Below are 17,619 nucleotides of genomic sequence, written 5' to 3'. Positions count from 1 at the left end.
GTCTTACTTATCCTGACTGATTTTCCCCCTCTTTGCAAAAAACTGGGATGCTCCCGGGCTTAAGTCCCTTGTCTGGTTAATTGATTGGACTTTGGACGATTAACAGTATTCGTGTACTTTTTATTTGTCCGAAGTCCAATAATTTAAATGTTAGCTAGATTTACGCCGTACATGTTTTGATAAAAAAATTTCCAAAATTAACCAACTTACAATATATAAGACTGGTAATTTTGGATAATTTTAATTAAACTCTAATTTTGAGAATTGCTTTGGTATTAGCTTCGTAAAGTTAACGCTTCTTTTTCGATGTTTTCATCCATCCAAGAAAACATATCACCAATTGATTTAACCATATCTTCAACTCCTTCACGGAAGAGTTCAACATCTTTCTCAGACTTGGTATAAATTTGGGCCACTTGAATCAATTCGTCTGTATGTTCTGGATCTAAGTGACAGTGAAGATGAAAATATTCGATGGTATGGTCATCAATCCCTTTAAATATCTTACGAATTCCTTCGATATATTTGATGAAAATTCCAGGTAAGACTTGCTCAATTGCTGCAAATATTCCTAAAGAGCGTACTATAGGTTCATCATCACAAAATTCAAATTTCTTAAAGCGTAATGCCGGAATGAGAAACGCTCCATCATCGGCATTGATATCAATTTTAGGACAATCAATACCTTTCATAAAACGCATAAACAGTGCTACATGAGCAAAGTCTGGGTTGAGTTGTCCATGCTCTGTAAATGCATTTTCTAGCATAATGGTTCTAGCATGGTAACTATCCATTTTTGACGCAACTTTCAGAAATGCCATATTGAATCTGTTTGAGCCAGGTAGCATTTTTATTGCAAACTGGCGGATTGCATCTTGTGAAAATTCTCCTTTGGCAAAGCGTTGAACGAAGGGATGTAGAGACAAATCCTGTGCAGTTGTGAGTTCTAACAAAACTTGCTGTAATTGGTTGGATATCTTAGTATCCAAAGAAATAGTTGTAGTCATTATTCTAGGGGATAAGTGGATTGTTATTGATGCTTGATTGTCTAATTTGGTGTGATTATCTGGACGATTATTCACACAGGTTGTATAGCAAAGTATGCATACTTTTTGTAACTTTGCTTCAGAGTATGTTTGCAAATGCTTATTAACGAAGTGAATTCACTTCATTTACTTGATTGACTGACTTGATGCGAATAATGGACAATTACGAGGCAGTTAACATAGTAAAATGTGCATACCCTTTGTAACCATACTTCACATAACTGAACTGTATCCACAGTTCTTTTGACTAATTTGTTACCCTCTTTAGTAAAACAATTCAGTAAAAGTTCGTACTCTGTCCTAATAAAGATTTTAGTGTTTTATTTTTTTGTACGCAAATAAAAAAAGTATCATTAATTAAATCTTTACTTTTTTCTGCAATTTCTAAAGTTGGTATAAAACTATCAAGCGGTTTTATTTCTAAGACAACTTGCTAAATCTCCAAATACTCGGCATTTGCAAGATAATCCCGTATATTGAAAATATTTTGGGCAAAATAAAGGAAGTATAGCGTAAAATTTCTCCATTGTTCAAATATGCTTCACTGCATATCTTTTTCTGCTTTTCTCACACTTTTCCTTAAAAAATGGTATAAATACCATTTGCCCTAACGAAACTAATTAAATTACTGTCATTCAAATTACCATCTGTCAATAGCAATAAAAACAAAATCCTCTTGAACAAGAATACAGAATGGGACGTGCAAGACTCACGCCCCACAAGAGTTATTTGGAATTTGGTTATGCAATTTAGATAACTTTCAGCTTAATCATTGCTATTTTTGAATTTACGTTGCAATTGTTTTAATGATTGATACATATCTGGCAGGCGACCATAAACAGCAGATACCTTGAGATATAGTTTGTAAGGAAGGGCTGGAGTTCCGCAGACAATTTCTCCTGGTGCAACATCGTTGTGAATTCCAGTTTGAGCAGATGTCATCGACCCATCTCCCATCTTCACTTGATTGACTATTCCTGTTTGTCCAGCTAAAATAACGCGATTTCCCAGTTTAACACCTCCCGCCATGCCAACCTGACCTGCGATCGCACAACCAGAACCGATTTGGCAACCATGACCTATTTGGACTAAGCTATCTATTACTGTATTCCGACCTACTCGTGTTTCTCCGACTGCTGGGCGGTCAATGCCACTGTTACAGCCAACTTCCACGCCATCTTCTAAGACTGTATAGCCGGATTGTTCCATTTTGAACCAACCAGTCCGGGTAGGAACAAAACCAAAGCCTTCTGCACCGATGACAGCACCACTGTGAATAACGCAATCTGCACCGATGCAGGTGCGTTCGTGGATGGTACAGTTGGCGTGTAAGGTGGTGCGATCGCCTATTTTGGCATCTGGATAAATCACTACATTGGGATGAATGATTGCACCATTGCCAATTTCTACCCCTTGTTGAATCACAGCATGGGGGCCAATATAAACATCACTACCAACTTTTGCGGTGCAGTGAATCACAGCGGTGGGATGAATTTCTGGGCTGGGGCGATATGGTTGGTAAAAAAGGGCGATCGCTTTGGCAAACAACAGTCGCGGATCTGAGGTTGCTAGCCAGACAATACCTCTTTCTTGTGCAAGCGCCTGTAATTTTTCGTCTTGGGGCAAAATTAAAGCACTAGCATTGGTATTGCCGACAAAAGACCCAAATTTTGCACCTTCTACGTAACTGATCGTACCGTTGGTAGCTTCATCAATGGCTGCTACCCCTGTAATTTCTGGGTCTTGGTCTGGATTGCTAGTCAGGCTATGATTGGTGGCCGCGTCACCAAATTGACGGAGGATTTCGCTGAATTTCATTGTTAGGTGTGTTCAAAATTGATCTACAATCGCAAGATAATTTTCCCTCTTTATGCTCCAATACAATAATTTTGTAGACGCGTAGTGATGAAACAATCAGACTGTTCCTAAATTCACTTCAGGTTGGATTACTTTACTGACATTCTTCTATTGATGGCTTTTGTGAGCTTACTTTCACTGAATCTTGTCTCAATAGCGTCTTGAGGCGTTGATTATCTTCGGTAGCGATCGTTTCACCATAGTGATGAAGTTGAAAAAGCTGGCAATAACGGTTTTGTTTAGCGCAAATCAAGCAGCCATAGGCATGATTGCCGTTAGTACCGCATAGCCGATGTCCCATCACCGGGCCGAGAGAAATATTTTGCTCGCTAGCAACAGTGCTGAGAATTGAGCGTAGTTTTGACTCGAACTCTAATGACAAGTATTGCTTACGTCCTGGTTGTGTACGATCCCATTCTGGAACGATTAATTCCTGTTTTAACAGACTCGCTTCAATCTCTTCAGACATCACAAGCCCAGACAGAATAACGTGACGGGAAACATGGGGCAATAGTGTCCGTGCTAATTGCCACATTAAAGCTTCATCAAACCACTCTTCAACCAGTGGACGCAGATACCAACAACAGGGTATACCAAGGTTTACTAAATCTTGCAGCAACTGTACCCGGCTCTGAATTGAGGCTTGCTCATAGCCTGGTTTCAAGGGTGGTAGACTAACAAAGACAGTGACTCGAAGTGAATGAGGCCGCTCTAAAGTTGTTTTGAGACGCTCTAGAAAAGATTGACCAGGATGGACTTTGGTGGTGATGTAGACGATGTTGGCAGCTTTGCGGTCAATAAGTGCATCCAGAATTGATAATACGCGTTCTCGATGGACTCGAATAAAAGGGTCAGAGTAATCGCATAGTGAAATTGGAAAGCCCTTTTGTCCCTCTTGGGTAGCAAAAATGTAGTCTAGCAAAAGATCGAGCAGGTCAACTGGAGCTGAGACATCCTGAAAATTTTGTGGATAATGATGCCATTCACGGTCTTGATGACAGACACAATAGGCACATTCAATCGGGCAACGATTCTGAGCGTTTGGCAAAAATGGATTAAGGCTAAAGTATTTGACAGCACGCTCATCATCAGGAATACCAAGCACTGGAAAGCCATGCAGCATATACTGGCTTCCCTGCAACCTAATTTCAGACGCAGTATTTTTATCAGTGTTCATATATTTTTTATGAAAAAAGTAATACACCCACACAAATTTGTCTTCTCTAGGGTGGCTGCTGTGAATGTAGAGTGGCAAGGTGGGAAATGCTGGAGGATTAGTGTGAATTTTGATAAGTAAATATAGTTAAGTAGCGATCGCTTGTTCCTAAAGAACTGGTAAAATGGGTTCGGGTTAACACGGAGAAAAATCTCCGCGTCTTTGTGTCACTCCAAATCCATCAATTTTGGATCGGCAGACTATTCGTGGCTATTCGCCATTGCTACGCCTGCTAAATAACCGGTTGTCCAAGCACTTTGGAAGTTAAACCCACCGGTAACGCCATCAATATCTAAGATTTCTCCGGCAAAATAAAGACCAGGAACTAACCTACTTTCCATCGTCTTGAAGTTGACTTCTTTGAGCTTGACACCGCCACAGGTAACAAATTCTTCTTTGAAGGCTCCTTTGCCGTTGATTAAATATTGTCCTTGAGTAAGTTCTTGCACCAGTTGATTTAAGGTTTTACTAGATATTTCTGCCCAACGGTCTTCTGTGGTAATGCCTACACGGGCAATGATATATTGCCAGAGACGATGGGGGAGATCAACGCCGCGATGCAATGCGATCGCTTTCTTTCCCCATTCATCTTTAACTGCTAAAACTTTTTCTCGCACTTGTTCTTGGTGCAAATCAGGCAGCCAATTAATCAATAATCTGGCTTGGTAGCGGCTTTCGTGCAGAACTCTTGCACCCCAAGCCGAAAGCTTCAAAACAGCTGGGCCACTCAAACCCCAGTGGGTAATTAGTAATGGCCCAGTTTGTTGCAATTGGGATTTTCCGCCCGCAGATAACAGCAATTGAGTAGGGTTAACGCTAACTCCAGCCAATTCCCGCAATTTTTGATCGACAATGTTGAAGGTAAATAACGAGGGTACTGGCGGTTCAATTTCATGACCTAACTCTCGGACAATTTTATAACCCGCAAGGCTACTACCGGTCGCCAGAAGTAGGCGATCGCATTTAATCGTCTCTCCCGACTTCAGAAGAATATCAAACCCCCCGTCTGCTGCGGTTCGTTTCACCGAAGTTACAGGTGTACCGATATAAAGTTTTACCCCAGATGTCGCCACCGCTTTAATTAGACATTCCACAATGGTTTCTGAAGTATTAGTGACAGGAAACATCCGGCCGTCAGCTTCCGTTTTGAGATAGACTCCACCAGCAGCAAACCAAGCTACTGTATCTTGAGGCCCAAATCGAGTCAAAGCACCCCGCAAAGCTTTTGCACCTCTGGGGTAATTTTGCACTAACTCCTCCGGCTCAAAGCAAGCGTGAGTTACATTGCAGCGTCCGCCACCAGAAACTAACACTTTCGCTAGGGGTTGACGACTGGCTTCGAGTAAAGTAACTTGGGCATCAGGATTGGCTTTAGCACAAGTGATCGCGCCAAAAAATCCTGCTGCTCCACCCCCAATAACTACGATTTGTAACGGTAGCAAGTTCTAAAATTTCTTAATAGTACGTACTTTACTAGGCTAGCCGTTATCTTCACTATTCAACTAGTTCAAATTGATCTTTTGTAGCACCGCAAGTCGGACATACCCAATCATCTGGTATATCTTCAAAGGCTGTTCCTGGCGCTATATCGCTATCTGGATCGCCTACTTCTGGGTCATATTCATAGGTGCAAACAGTACATATATACTTTGCCATGTTCGTTTCCCCTCGTAAATTGTTGGCATTGCTTCAGTATTAAATACTTCTGGTAATTAGTCAAAATCGGCTTAGTTATTTGACAAATGACTAAAAACGCCACCATGTCCTTTGGGCATAACTAATAATCGCGATCGCGATCGCCCCAAGTAGCAGTAGCCAAATAATTCCACCTGGGATAAAAGTGAGAATACCAATACCTCTCAGTACCCAGATGGCAACGCTAATGCCGAGAAGTATCCCAAAAATCTGGATTAATCTACGATTTAAAGAAGATTGACTCACCTAATTTTCCTCTCAACTTAACAGACATTACACTTGATATTGATAATTAAAATATGAAGTTACGATGAAGTTGTAGTTTCATCAGAAATACCACGTAAAAACCGAGAGATACTATCCAAACGTTAGAGTAAGGTACTTGATGTTAAATCGTGTTTGTGCCATTCTAGCTGTTAACAATGCAGTTTTTAATCTACAAGTGTTACTTTGACAAAACTCACTGAAGTATTAATTATGTTAATTGTGATAAGAAACACAGTTTTTACAGTAAAGTAACTGAAATGATGAGCAAAAAATCATCCTTTCCGGAAAAGATAAGTATTAAACTGGAACTAATTTAATGGGTTGGATTTAAATCAAGTTTTATGGCTTGTAGTTTCAACTCTATTTAGGTGGATGAGTTGAGGAGTAACTTAATCATTATGTCTGCGTCTTATATATCAGATTCAATTATTGCAGGTTCAGATATGGCTTGGAGTCAAGACAAGCAAAAGTTGCTGGTAGAGGGTGAAATTTTGGTAGAAACGCGATCGCACAAGATATCGGGTGGCGCGGTGACAGCCTGGATGTATTTGCCGATGGTGCGATCGCACGTTTGGCAGCAATTAACTGATTATCCCCGCTGGGTACAATATTTTCCCGATATCACCAAGAGTGAGGTAGTACATAAAGGTGAAGTCAAACGTCTGTATCAAGCAGCACAAAAAGCCTTCTTCTTTTTCACGGCTCAAGTGGAAATTTACCTCAATGTTGTAGAAGTGCTGGGTCAGCAAATCCAATTTCGCATGGTAAATGGGACTTTTGAGGATTTTGACGCCAATTTAGAACTAAAAGATTGTGGTAATGGCACAATACTTGCTTATACTGTGCAAGCGACACCTCTAATTCCGATTCCATCTATTTTTATTCAACAAGCGATGAATTTTGAGTTGCCTGCAAATATGCGTAAAATGCGACAAGTTATGTGTAAGACTCATTAACAATTCAAAATTCACGCATTCAAAATTCAAAATTGAAGAGAGTTTCAGACGGGGATTTAAACCCCGACTGAAACTGAACTACATGTTGACGTTGCGGGTCTTAAACCCTTTAATTTACGATAAAAAATTCAGGCGTTGCTGATTGGATTTTTACTTTACCTCTGGATAATTCAAAAACCCGCTCTCTGTGAGAAAACGGGTTTTTGTGTGTGATTTATCAGGTGTAATTATCCGGTAAATACTTCAACTGGTAAACGGCTAAAGGACAACCTTTCATTTTGCACATCAACAAAGATGGTGTTGCCGTCGTTGAATTCGCCGCGCAAGATGGATTTAGCAATTTGAGTTTCTAACTCTCGCTGAATCGCCCGCTTCAGTGGACGTGCCCCATACACTGGGTCATATCCTACTTCTGCTAAAAAGTCAAGGGCAGCATCCGATAGTTTCAGAGATATTTTGCGATCGCTCAGTCTTTGCCGCAATCTTTCCACTTGCAATAGCACAATTTGCCGCAATTCCTTCTTATCCAAACCGTGGAAGATGATGATTTCATCAATCCGGTTCAGGAACTCTGGACGGAAGCTATTTCGCATTGCTTCCATGACTCGACGGTGCATTTCGTCATAGTGGGCGTTATCCCCAGCGATATCAAGAATGTACTGCGAACCGATGTTGCTAGTCATGATGATAATAGCGTTCTTGAAGTCCACCTTATGACCTTGGGCATCAGTGACGCGACCATCATCAAGAATTTGCAAGAAGATATTAAAGACATCGGGGTGTGCTTTCTCGATTTCATCGAAGAGAATCACTGAGTAAGGACGACGCCGAATCGCTTCTGTAAGTTGTCCGCCTTCTTCATAACCCACGTATCCTGGAGGCGCACCGATTAAGCGAGAGACGGCGTGTTTCTCCATGTACTCAGACATATCGATTCGCACCAACGCATCTTCGCTATCGAACATATACGCTGCCAGCGCTTTCGCCAACTCGGTTTTACCCACACCCGTAGGTCCAAGGAAAATAAAGCTAGCAATGGGACGATTGGGATCGGCTAATCCAGCCCGCGATCGCTGAATTGCATCCGCTACAGCTGTGACTGCTTCTTCTTGTCCAACTACCCGGCGGTGCAGTTCATCTTCTAAATGCAACAGTTTTTCTTTCTCCGATTCCACCAACTTGCTGATCGGAATTCCTGTCCATTTAGAAATAATTTCGGCAATATCACCTTCAGTGACTTCTTCCCGTAATAGTGATTTCCCACTTCTTTGAGTGCTTGCCAATTCAGCTTCTATTGCTTCCAATTGACGATGCAAACTGGTTAAATTACCGTATTTCAATTCAGCAGCGCGGTTAAGGTCGTAATCGCGTTCTGCTTGCTGAATCTCTAAGTTTACCCGTTCAATCTCTTTTTTAACAGACTGAATTTTGTCAATGATATCTTTTTCAGACTGCCATTGAGTATTCAGAGTTTTTTGTTCTTCTTTGAGATCGGCAATTTCTTTTTCCAATCTTCCTAGACGTTCGCGAGAAGCGGCATCGCTTTCTTTTTGCAGCGAAAGCTTCTCCATTTCCAATTGCAGAATTTTGCGATCGATTTCGTCGAGTTCTTCTGGTTTGGAGGTAATCTCCATTTTTAATCTCGCGGCGGCTTCATCTACCAAGTCAATGGCTTTATCAGGGAGGAAGCGATCGCTAATATATCGACTCGACAATACGGCGGCGGCAACTAAAGCACTATCAGAAATCTTTACCCCGTGGTGGTTTTCATAACGTTCTCTCAACCCGCGCAAAATCGAAATACTATCTTCTACACTAGGTTGATCGACATAAACCTGTTGAAACCGTCTTTCTAGTGCGGCATCTTTTTCGATATATTTGCGGTATTCATCCAGGGTTGTTGCCCCAATACAGCGCAATTCGCCCCGCGCCAACATCGGTTTTAATAAGTTACCAGCATCCATCGCGCCTTGGGTTGCACCAGCGCCGACAACAGTGTGAATTTCATCAATAAATAAAACAATATTGCCGCCAGATTCAGTAACTTCTTTTAATACTGCTTTCAGGCGTTCTTCAAATTCACCCCGGAATTTTGCCCCCGCAATCAAAGCACCCATATCTAAAGCGATTAGCTTACGGTCTTTGAGGGATTGAGGTACATCACCTGCGATAATGCGCTGTGCTAATCCTTCAGCGATCGCAGTTTTACCAACACCCGGTTCACCAATTAGCACAGGATTATTCTTGGTGCGGCGAGAGAGAATTTGCACAGTCCGACGAATCTCATCATCCCGTCCAATCACTGGATCGAGTTGACCTTTACGTGCAGCTTCTGTAAGGTCACGCCCGTATTTTTCCAGTGCTTCGTATTTGCCTTCTGGATTTTGGTCGGTCACTTTTTGACTCCCACGAATTTGTTTAATAATATTTTTTAGCTTGCCTTCGTCTAAACCAAATTCTTGGAATAAACCTTTGCCAAAACGGTCATCTTTAGCGTAAGCCAACAATAAGTGTTCAATTGAAATATATTCGTCTTCAAACTCTTTGCGATATCCGTCTGCCCGATCTAGAAGTGTATCTAAGCTACGTCCCAAGTAGACAGAACTGCTGCTACCGGATACTTTGGGTTGACGTTGGAAAAATTGTTCAGTGCGATCGCGCAGTTTTTGAAGGTTAACACCTGCCTTGGTGAGAATGCCAGTTGCTAGACCATCTTGTTCTAACAGCGCTTTCATCAGGTGTTCACTTTCTATCTGCTGCTGTTGATATTGTTTCACAATATCCGGGGTATGGGCGATCGCTTCCCAGGCTTTTTCTGTAAATTGATTTGGATTAGTTGGTTGCATAGGCTTTTTTGAGGAACGTAGACGCCCAACCATGAGACAATGCTGCCCAGAGTTGTCTGAGTGCCGACTTCCGACATAATCGCTGGGACGGCAGCTTGTCTTCAGATATCAGAACTTTGGGGGAACACTTTTTGGGCGAAGTGTTCGTCGCATACAGAACAAGAATCAGTTTTGTTCTGATATCGTCATTGTAAAAACATGGAGGCGACTAGCGGGATCGGTCTTTACATCTTTATAGAGTAGTAGTATTACCGCTCGTGGAAATAAAAATTCATTATTTGTACTTTCTAGGCAGTCGTGAGATGTTTGAGGCAATGAACTAGGCGATCGCCTTAAATGGTGTCAAGCCCATCTTTACTTTCACGCCTGTATTGCGTAAAACAGTCGCTCGACACTGTAAGTATAATTAGCTTCATTGATCTGACGAGCATAGTTCTCGTCCCACATTCCATTTGCTTACAGCCTTGGAGAAAATCATGTTACTTGATAATTTTCGCCGCCAGTTGCGTCAAGAAGCGCAACTATGGCAGGATGAAGGACTTATTGATGCCGATTTTTACCAAATACTCGCACAAAGGTATCAATTTAATAATCTAGAAACTGCCGCTCGCGATCGCTTCGTTTTTATCTTGATCGCTGTGGGTGCAACATTGTTAGGCTTAGGTGTAATTACTTTTGTAGCTGCCAACTGGCAAGCTTTGAATAGAGAAGCCAAGTTAACACTACTGTTAAGTTTATTCCTGACAACTAATATTGCTGGTTTTATTTTTTGGAGACAACCTGCAAGCAATAATATTTCCCCAAGAGGCCGAAAACGCCGCCAACAGGTCTTTGGAGAAGGCTTGCTACTTTTAGGTGCGTTGACGATAGGCGCAAATATAGCGCTGTTGGCGCAAATGTTCCATATTAGCGGTTCAAGTTACGAACTGTTCTTAATTTGGGGATTGGCTGTTTTGCTAATGGCTTACGGTCTGCGCTTGACTTCCTTGGGGATGCTTGCCCTGATCTTAGTGCTAATCGGGTATTCGATAGGATTATTTTATGGGTACTTTGCACAAAATGAGCTGACATGGGCACGGCTGGTAATACAACATCTGCCCCTACTCTTAGGTGTAGTGTTTGTACCTCTAGCTTACTGGTGTCGTTCCCGTTGGATTTTCAGAATTGCGGCGATCGCATTTGTTACATCCTGGCAATTTCATCTCCAGTCGCTGCAAGTTCTGACATACAGAGATGCTCCACCTTGGATTGCTATAGCCGCCTTTGCCCTCCCCCCAGCATTATTGTGGAGTTATGATGACTTAATATTTTGGCGAGTTTCTTCCAGGCTATTTCAGCCCTTTGCCAGGACTCTAGCTAGGGTGTTTTTCAGCATCACGTTTTACTACCTGTCTTTCCGTTGGTTATGGTCAGCTCCATCTGTTGGTTATTACACTGAATTTCAAAATAATCACTTAGCAACTTCGCTACCCTTTATTGATGTGGCAATTTTCACAGTTTTAGCTCTGTGGCAATGGTGGCATTTGCTACGATCAACAGGCAACATGGAACGCCAAGGAATAGATTTCAAGACAATCTTTATTGGCAGCTTGATTGTCATAACTGCTTTATTAATCTTCGTTCATCAAGCTATTACTTTGATTCCAGCTATTCCCATATTTGCTTTTAATGTCCTTTTAGCAGTGTTAGGGTTTGAACTAATTCGGGAAGCGCTGGAGTTAGGACAACGACGCGATTTTTGGGGTGGACTAATATTATTAACACTACAAATTATCAGCCGAACACTAGAGTACGACACCGCTTTACTCTTCAAATCTTTAGTTTTTGTTTTGTGCGGTGTCGCTGTAATTTTTGCTGGATTGTGGTTTGAACGTTATTTGTCGTCTTTACCAGTTTTATCAACTTCTGATGAGAATCGGTCATAATACAAATGCTCTATAAAGAAAGCACTAATTACTTGAACCATATCTTACTTTGCATCTTTGGCGGTTCGTTTAATAAATATCAAGTGCATCTTTATGCAGAATTTATGTAAGAAATCTCTGAATTCAAAAAAGCTGATCGTTCAATACTTCAAACTCATTTTTCGGATTATCCCCTATGGAAACTAATCAAGCATTACCTTTGCAAAATGAACCTTCACAAAAGCCTATAGCTCTTTGGCGGTTTGTAGTTCCCCTACTAATTCAAACAGCGATCATCTTGGCAGTACCAGCCCAATCAGTTTACACACTTGTTACAGGTAAAACAGCTATTTTGCAAACTCTACCTGTAGATCCTTACGATTTGCTGCGCGGTTACTCTGTGACGCTAAATTATCAAATTTCTCGCATAGATAATTTAAAAAAACTTCCTGGTTGGGAAGATTTGGTGAAGCAAAATCCTGTTCCCGACAAACGAGGCGAGCCTCTGGCGCAGGGAACCAACTTGTATATAATTTTGGAAGAGCAAAAATCCTCTAGTGGAATTCCTCAAGCTTGGAAACCTGTGCGCGTAAGTGGACAATTCCCAACTTCTCTAGCTGCAAATCAGATCGCCTTAAAAGGTCAATATAGTGGCTATAATTCGATTACTTATGGCTTAGAAACTTACTACATCCCAGAGGATCAACGGAACAATATTAATAACGATATCTCTAAAGCCCGATCAATCAAACCAGGACAGCCGCAACCGATAGTAGTGGAAGTGAAAGTGAATGCACAAGGCAAAGCTATACCTATAAATATGTGGGTACGCGATCGGAAATATCATTTTTAATTCTCAGCAGTGCAAGGTGTTGTTAAACTCCATCAACTTTCAAGTCAATGGTACAAAACCATCTCCGTATCTCCTCATTTCCCTGCCTCCACACAGAGTTACCATAATTCCAGGTCGCCTAGTGGATGCTAAAAATGATTGACCCCTACGACTTTGAAGATGATGACTTTGATTTTGAGGATGAGGATTTCTTGAAAATAAAACCCATCAGCCAAATGACTGAAGGGGAAAAGCTACAGAGGTTTAAGCGGTTCTTCGACAGCAGCAGCCGTGCTATGTTGCAAGAGTGTCTATTTCGCATCGTCGATTACGAAGATGGTACGGGTACGTTAGAAATACTTTGCCCTAACGAAGTCGTAAGGCAACGCCTTTCCAAAAAAAAGCGCAAAATTACCAACAACATCAACACCTGCTGGAGTCATATCAGATGGTTTTCGCTATGTGTCCAGCAAGATAGTGAGTTGCATTGCCAGAAGTTTACCCGTAATGGTGATTTGGTGACATCTTGATTGGGGACTGGGGATTAGGGACTGGGGACTGGGGGATGAGGGAGCAAGAGGAGTAGGGGAAGAATAACAATGTCCTATGCCCAATGACAAATGACTAATAACAAATGACAAATGACAAAAAAACAAAAATTTCCTTACCTAGTTGGTTCTAAGTGGACAGCACAGCGAAAAGTTGATGGCTGGCGGCACTTCCAAGTTGTTAACCGGAAAAATCAGGCTAAGTGGGTTTACGCCGAAATGGTTTCTGCTTGCGATCCTAAAGTCCGTTTTTGGATAAATGCCAAATTACTACAAGATAACTCCCAGTGGCAAGCTGGCTGGCAAACATTACAGGAAATCCAGGAAATTGAAACTGAGGTGTCCTAATTTGACTCGTTCCCAGTCTCAGACTGGGAATGCCCATTAGTGGGCTGCCGCCGAAAAATTTTAATCAAATTAGAAATTATCTGGAAATTTAATAATTTTTTACAAAACCACACTAACTTACTCTCAAGCAGCAATTAAATGGTTGTGACTAACGACTGAAAACTGGTAATTTATCTGCGATACCTTCTCTACGAGACGCTACACGAACGGTGAGCTACGCTAACGCAAATTCCAGTAGTATTTCCAGCATCAGGCTGCATATACCTCTCTTTCGCCTTGACCCTGCGTCCCAATGCCTTGAAAACACGTTGTCTGACCATCAACTAATTCTATGAAAAGCATTCAAAAAAGCCGATTTCAGTTTTTTGTATTTTGTAACTATTTTTATAAAAATAAGTAATAAAAACTTTTTCATGACTATTTTGAGAGCTTTTAAAGTCTTTAATGTTCATAAAAAACCAAATAAACACAATTAAGCTTTAATTCCTCGGATAATACCGTTTTACAGATTAGGAGCCACTTTCTTTTCTAGGTAATTTGCCCAATAATGACATCAACAGACCTCACGCATCGCCATCTCAGGAAAGGTGAAGGCAAATGTTTGAGCCACAAGTTTGACAAAAAGCTATAAGAGGCAAACAACAGTGAAACTAGCAGTCTACGGAAAAGGTGGTATCGGTAAATCCACAACTAGCTGTAATATATCCGTCGCCCTAGCTAAACGTGGCAAAAAAGTGCTGCAAATTGGTTGCGACCCCAAACATGACAGTACCTTTACCCTGACTGGGTTTTTGATTCCGACAATTATCGACACCCTCCAAGAAAAGGACTATCACTACGAAGATGTCTGGCCGGAAGATGTAATTTACAAAGGCTACGGCGGTGTTGATTGCGTAGAAGCTGGTGGCCCACCTGCGGGTGCTGGATGCGGTGGCTACGTAGTCGGTGAAACCGTGAAATTACTTAAAGAACTCAACGCCTTTGATGAATACGATGTAATTCTCTTTGACGTTCTGGGTGACGTAGTTTGTGGTGGTTTTGCAGCACCACTCAACTATGCAGATTACTGTCTGATTGTTACAGACAACGGCTTTGATGCATTGTTTGCGGCTAATCGGATCGCTGCTTCAGTCCGCGAAAAAGCAAGAACTCACCCACTGCGTCTAGCTGGGTTAATTGGCAATCGCACCTCCAAACGCGACTTGATTGAAAAATATATAGAAGCAGTGCCCATGCCAGTTTTGGAAGTTTTACCTTTGATTGAAGATATCCGTGTTTCCCGTGTGAAAGGTAAGACTTTGTTTGAGATGGCAGAGCAAGATCCTTCCCTAGACTACGTTTGCGACTACTATCTCAACATCGCCGACCAAATTCTAGCGCGTCCCGAAGGTGTTATACCTAATGACTCACCAGATCGGGAATTGTTCTCTTTGTTATCTGATTTTTATCTAAATCCGGGTAAACCCCAGGTTCCTAATTCAGAAGAGGAACTAGACTTGATGATTGTATAAATCACAAGTTCTCAGGATGGGGGACAATAACATGGCATTCTTTAACAGCTTTACGGATTCAATAAAGCAAAAGTGGTTGCAATTTTTCCAGAATAATCGAGACTGGATTACCCTCCACATGGAAGTGGAATCGGTCTACACCCCTGATGGTGGGAAGCGACCACCTTCTTACCTCATCCTGGGAGTTCTTAACGCCCTAGAGCCAAAGCTAGCGCAGTTAATGTTGCCCTTTGCCAAACTCAATCCTGACGCCGATACCCTAATTGAGGTGCTGGATTTGCATTTTGACCCAGATTTAGCTCTCGGTAATCGCTTCGTCGTCAGCCCAGAAGTAGAGAGATACGTAGAAACACCAGCAGATGTCATTGATGAAAAGCCTGAAGATGAAACTTTGACACATTCTCATACAAATGGCTTTGTGTCGGTGGCGGTAGTAGACGTTCAAGAGTTCGCAATTGTAGATTCTGAGGATGAAAGCCTGGGAATCAGCGAGTTGGAGGAAACCGAAAATGGCTTTGGTGATATTTCCTTAACCAACGGACACGATTCAAAAGATGAGTCTCTTCAAACCTCTAGTTTAGAAGCAGATGAGTTTGGGGAAATTGCCTTCGATACAACAGCTGCAACAGAAGTAAAGCTGGATGAAGACGAAGACAATGCACTTGAAGATAGTCCACTAGATGAGAATGCGTTTAAAGACGTGTTATCAGATGTCTGGGGTGATGAAACAGCTTTGCAAAAGGCTGAAGAAAGTAACGATTTTTTGGGGGAAGAACTGCCAGCAGGCGTTTTTGATGAATCAGAAATTGCCCGTCTCTTCCCCAACGCTTAATTATTGTCGTTCTTCGCAATTTTAAGTTTTAGATTTGGGGTTTTGGATGAGGAATTAGGGAAATTGTCGTTAGACACAGGATACTTTTGTTGTCCCAGTCTTCAATCCAAAATTATCAATCTAAAATCTAAAATTGGTTGACCTGCCATTAAATATCAAGGGGAGAAAAAACCAAAATGACTGTCGCTCAACAACCAGAAGCTTTAAACTTTGAATGTGAAACCGGGAATTACCATACCTTTTGCCCAATTAGCTGCGTGGCGTGGTTATACCAAAAAATTGAAGATAGCTTCTTTTTGGTGATTGGGACAAAAACTTGTGGCTACTTCCTGCAAAACGCGATGGGGGTGATGATTTTTGCTGAACCTCGCTATGCAATGGCAGAGTTGGAAGAGGGCGATATTTCCGCACAGCTGAATGATTATGAAGAGTTAAAGCGGCTGTGCTTGCAGATTAAACGCGATCGCAATCCTAGTGTAATTGTCTGGATTGGCACTTGCACTACCGAAATTATCAAAACAGACTTGGAAGGTTTGGCACCGAAACTAGAATCCGAAATCGGGATTCCCATCGTTGTAGCGCGGGCAAATGGTCTAGATTACGCATTCACCCAAGGGGAAGACACCGTATTAGCAGCAATGGCTAACCGTTGTCCTGATAAGGCTCCGGTGGCGGAAACAGAGAAGAACGAACGCAATGCGATCGCTAAATTGCTCAACTTTGGTAAGAAGAAAGAAGATGTCGCCCAAGATGAATCTGAGTACGTGGATCATCCACCCTTAGTTCTCTTTGGCTCCCTTCCCGACCCTGTAGTTACTCAGTTAACCTTGGAACTGAAGAAACAAGGCATCAAAGTTTCCGGCTGGCTACCCGCGAAGCGCTTCACAGAATTGCCAGTATTGGAAGAAGGGTATTATGTCGCTGGTGTCAACCCCTTCCTCAGCCGCACAGCTACCACCTTAATGCGCCGCCGCAAGTGTAAACTCATTGGCGCACCCTTCCCGATTGGCCCCGATGGCACTCGCGCTTGGATTGAGAAAATCTGCTCAGTGTTCGGTATTACTCCCAAAGGTTTGGATGAACGGGAAGCCCAAATTTGGGCAGGCTTGGAAGATTACGTGAAACTGATTCGCGGTAAGTCTGTATTCTTCATGGGTGATAACTTGCTGGAAATCTCCCAAGCAAGATTCTTAATCCGTTGTGGGATGACAGTTCACGAAATCGGCATTCCTTACATGGATAAGCGCTATCAAGCTGCTGAGTTGGCATTGCTGGAGAAAACTTGCCAGGAAATGAATTCACCCTTGCCAAGGATTGTAGAAAAGCCGGATAATTACAATCAACTTCAGCGAATTTATGAGTTGAAACCAGACTTGGTAATTACTGGTATGGCTCACGCTAACCCATTGGAAGCACGCGGTATTAATACTAAGTGGTCTGTGGAGTTTACTTTTGCTCAAATTCACGGCTTTACGAATGCGCGTGACATATTAGAGTTAGTGACTCGTCCGCTACGTCGGAATAATAATTTGAAAGATTTGGGTTGGGATAAGTTGGTGAGAGAAGAAGCGAAGATTTAGATTTTGGGTTTGAATTGAGCAACAGCATAACACCATGTTAGGGGCGAACTTTCGAGTTCGTCCTTTTTTTATCTCACGCAGAGGCTCGGAGGAGAGGATGAAAGTTATGTTAGATTTGTACACATTATACCAATTCTCTAAAAGCTGGCTACAGATAAAGCTACCAAAATATATTGCCTTC

At 42.0% G+C, this 17,619-nt stretch carries 15 protein-coding genes; 8 read left to right on the top strand and 7 right to left on the bottom strand.

The window, feature by feature from the left end; genetic code table 11:
- Positions 1-275: 275 nt before the first annotated feature.
- The 6 genes from HWQ58_RS03035 to HWQ58_RS03010 all read right to left on the bottom strand — a co-directional run bounded on the left by HWQ58_RS03035 (position 276) and on the right by HWQ58_RS03010 (position 6,060).
- Positions 276-1,007, bottom strand: a complete 732-nt coding sequence (locus HWQ58_RS03035) for an iron-containing redox enzyme family protein (RefSeq protein ID WP_292857580.1) — start codon at positions 1,005-1,007, stop codon at positions 276-278.
- Positions 1,008-1,811: 804 nt separating this feature from the next.
- On the bottom strand, positions 1,812-2,864 hold the full coding sequence (gene lpxD, locus HWQ58_RS03030) for a UDP-3-O-(3-hydroxymyristoyl)glucosamine N-acyltransferase (protein ID WP_292857579.1): 1,053 nt from the start codon (positions 2,862-2,864) through the stop codon (positions 1,812-1,814).
- Positions 2,865-2,997: 133 nt separating this feature from the next.
- On the bottom strand, positions 2,998-4,080 hold the full coding sequence (locus HWQ58_RS03025) for a hypothetical protein (RefSeq protein WP_292857578.1): 1,083 nt from the start codon (positions 4,078-4,080) through the stop codon (positions 2,998-3,000).
- A gap of 239 nt (positions 4,081-4,319) precedes the next feature.
- Positions 4,320-5,561 carry an NAD(P)/FAD-dependent oxidoreductase gene (locus HWQ58_RS03020; protein WP_292857577.1) on the bottom strand — a complete coding sequence of 414 codons (1,242 nt, stop codon included), beginning with the start codon at positions 5,559-5,561 and terminating at the stop codon, positions 4,320-4,322.
- A gap of 52 nt (positions 5,562-5,613) precedes the next feature.
- Positions 5,614-5,775, bottom strand: coding sequence for a rubredoxin (gene rd / locus HWQ58_RS03015; RefSeq protein ID WP_292857575.1), 162 nt, complete (start codon positions 5,773-5,775; stop codon positions 5,614-5,616).
- Positions 5,776-5,865: 90 nt separating this feature from the next.
- Positions 5,866-6,060 carry a hypothetical protein gene (locus HWQ58_RS03010; protein ID WP_292857573.1) on the bottom strand — a complete coding sequence of 65 codons (195 nt, stop codon included), beginning with the start codon at positions 6,058-6,060 and terminating at the stop codon, positions 5,866-5,868.
- Positions 6,061-6,479: 419 nt separating this feature from the next.
- On the opposite strand from HWQ58_RS03010, the gene HWQ58_RS03005 reads away from it, so the two are divergent.
- Positions 6,480-7,037 carry an SRPBCC family protein gene (locus HWQ58_RS03005; protein WP_292857571.1) on the top strand — a complete coding sequence of 186 codons (558 nt, stop codon included), beginning with the start codon at positions 6,480-6,482 and terminating at the stop codon, positions 7,035-7,037.
- A gap of 227 nt (positions 7,038-7,264) precedes the next feature.
- On the opposite strand, the gene clpB is transcribed toward HWQ58_RS03005, so the two are convergent.
- Entirely contained in the window at positions 7,265-9,883 is a 2,619-nt protein-coding gene (clpB, locus tag HWQ58_RS03000) for an ATP-dependent chaperone ClpB (protein WP_292857568.1), read from the bottom strand.
- A gap of 476 nt (positions 9,884-10,359) precedes the next feature.
- Here clpB and HWQ58_RS02995 point away from each other — a divergent pair, with 476 nt between their 5' ends.
- From HWQ58_RS02995 to HWQ58_RS02965, 7 genes are all read left to right on the top strand, one after another.
- Complete coding sequence (locus tag HWQ58_RS02995; protein ID WP_292857565.1) at positions 10,360-11,808, top strand: DUF2157 domain-containing protein; 1,449 nt, start codon at positions 10,360-10,362, stop codon at positions 11,806-11,808.
- A gap of 175 nt (positions 11,809-11,983) precedes the next feature.
- Positions 11,984-12,640, top strand: a complete 657-nt coding sequence (locus HWQ58_RS02990) for a GDYXXLXY domain-containing protein (RefSeq protein WP_292857562.1) — start codon at positions 11,984-11,986, stop codon at positions 12,638-12,640.
- Positions 12,641-12,774: 134 nt separating this feature from the next.
- Positions 12,775-13,149, top strand: coding sequence for a hypothetical protein (locus HWQ58_RS02985; protein WP_292857559.1), 375 nt, complete (start codon positions 12,775-12,777; stop codon positions 13,147-13,149).
- Positions 13,150-13,260: 111 nt separating this feature from the next.
- A complete protein-coding gene (locus HWQ58_RS02980; protein WP_292857556.1) occupies positions 13,261-13,515 on the top strand; it encodes a TIGR02450 family Trp-rich protein in 255 nt (84 codons plus the stop codon).
- A gap of 644 nt (positions 13,516-14,159) precedes the next feature.
- Positions 14,160-15,026: a ferredoxin:protochlorophyllide reductase (ATP-dependent) iron-sulfur ATP-binding protein gene (bchL, locus tag HWQ58_RS02975; protein WP_292857554.1), complete on the top strand. Its 867-nt coding sequence runs from the start codon at positions 14,160-14,162 to the stop codon at positions 15,024-15,026.
- Positions 15,027-15,057: 31 nt separating this feature from the next.
- Positions 15,058-15,858 carry a DUF5331 domain-containing protein gene (locus HWQ58_RS02970; protein WP_292857550.1) on the top strand — a complete coding sequence of 267 codons (801 nt, stop codon included), beginning with the start codon at positions 15,058-15,060 and terminating at the stop codon, positions 15,856-15,858.
- A gap of 176 nt (positions 15,859-16,034) precedes the next feature.
- Positions 16,035-17,438: a ferredoxin:protochlorophyllide reductase (ATP-dependent) subunit N gene (locus HWQ58_RS02965; protein ID WP_292857547.1), complete on the top strand. Its 1,404-nt coding sequence runs from the start codon at positions 16,035-16,037 to the stop codon at positions 17,436-17,438.
- The last annotated feature ends 181 nt before the right edge of the window (positions 17,439-17,619 follow it).

It is taken from the genome of Nostoc sp. LPT (assembly GCF_017115165.1).
Taxonomy (GTDB): domain Bacteria; phylum Cyanobacteriota; class Cyanobacteriia; order Cyanobacteriales; family Nostocaceae; genus Nostoc.
The sequence above is the reverse complement of the archived record's forward strand: the minus strand, read 5'-3'. Positions and strand labels throughout refer to the sequence as shown.

Bases quoted from the DNA above. Each gene is read 5' to 3' on its own strand.
- HWQ58_RS03035 (WP_292857580.1), bottom strand. From the start codon at position 1,007: ATGACTACAACTATTTCTTTGGATACTAAGATATCCAACCAATTACAG.
- lpxD (WP_292857579.1), bottom strand. From the start codon at position 2,864: ATGAAATTCAGCGAAATCCTCCGTCAATTTGGTGACGCGGCCACCAAT.
- HWQ58_RS03025 (WP_292857578.1), bottom strand. From the start codon at position 4,080: ATGAACACTGATAAAAATACTGCGTCTGAAATTAGGTTGCAGGGAAGC.
- rd (WP_292857575.1), bottom strand. From the start codon at position 5,775: ATGGCAAAGTATATATGTACTGTTTGCACCTATGAATATGACCCAGAA.
- HWQ58_RS03005 (WP_292857571.1), top strand. From the start codon at position 6,480: ATGTCTGCGTCTTATATATCAGATTCAATTATTGCAGGTTCAGATATG.
- clpB (WP_292857568.1), bottom strand. From the start codon at position 9,883: ATGCAACCAACTAATCCAAATCAATTTACAGAAAAAGCCTGGGAAGCG.
- HWQ58_RS02995 (WP_292857565.1), top strand. From the start codon at position 10,360: ATGTTACTTGATAATTTTCGCCGCCAGTTGCGTCAAGAAGCGCAACTA.
- HWQ58_RS02990 (WP_292857562.1), top strand. From the start codon at position 11,984: ATGGAAACTAATCAAGCATTACCTTTGCAAAATGAACCTTCACAAAAG.
- HWQ58_RS02985 (WP_292857559.1), top strand. From the start codon at position 12,775: ATGATTGACCCCTACGACTTTGAAGATGATGACTTTGATTTTGAGGAT.
- HWQ58_RS02980 (WP_292857556.1), top strand. From the start codon at position 13,261: ATGACAAAAAAACAAAAATTTCCTTACCTAGTTGGTTCTAAGTGGACA.
- HWQ58_RS02970 (WP_292857550.1), top strand. From the start codon at position 15,058: ATGGCATTCTTTAACAGCTTTACGGATTCAATAAAGCAAAAGTGGTTG.
- HWQ58_RS02965 (WP_292857547.1), top strand. From the start codon at position 16,035: ATGACTGTCGCTCAACAACCAGAAGCTTTAAACTTTGAATGTGAAACC.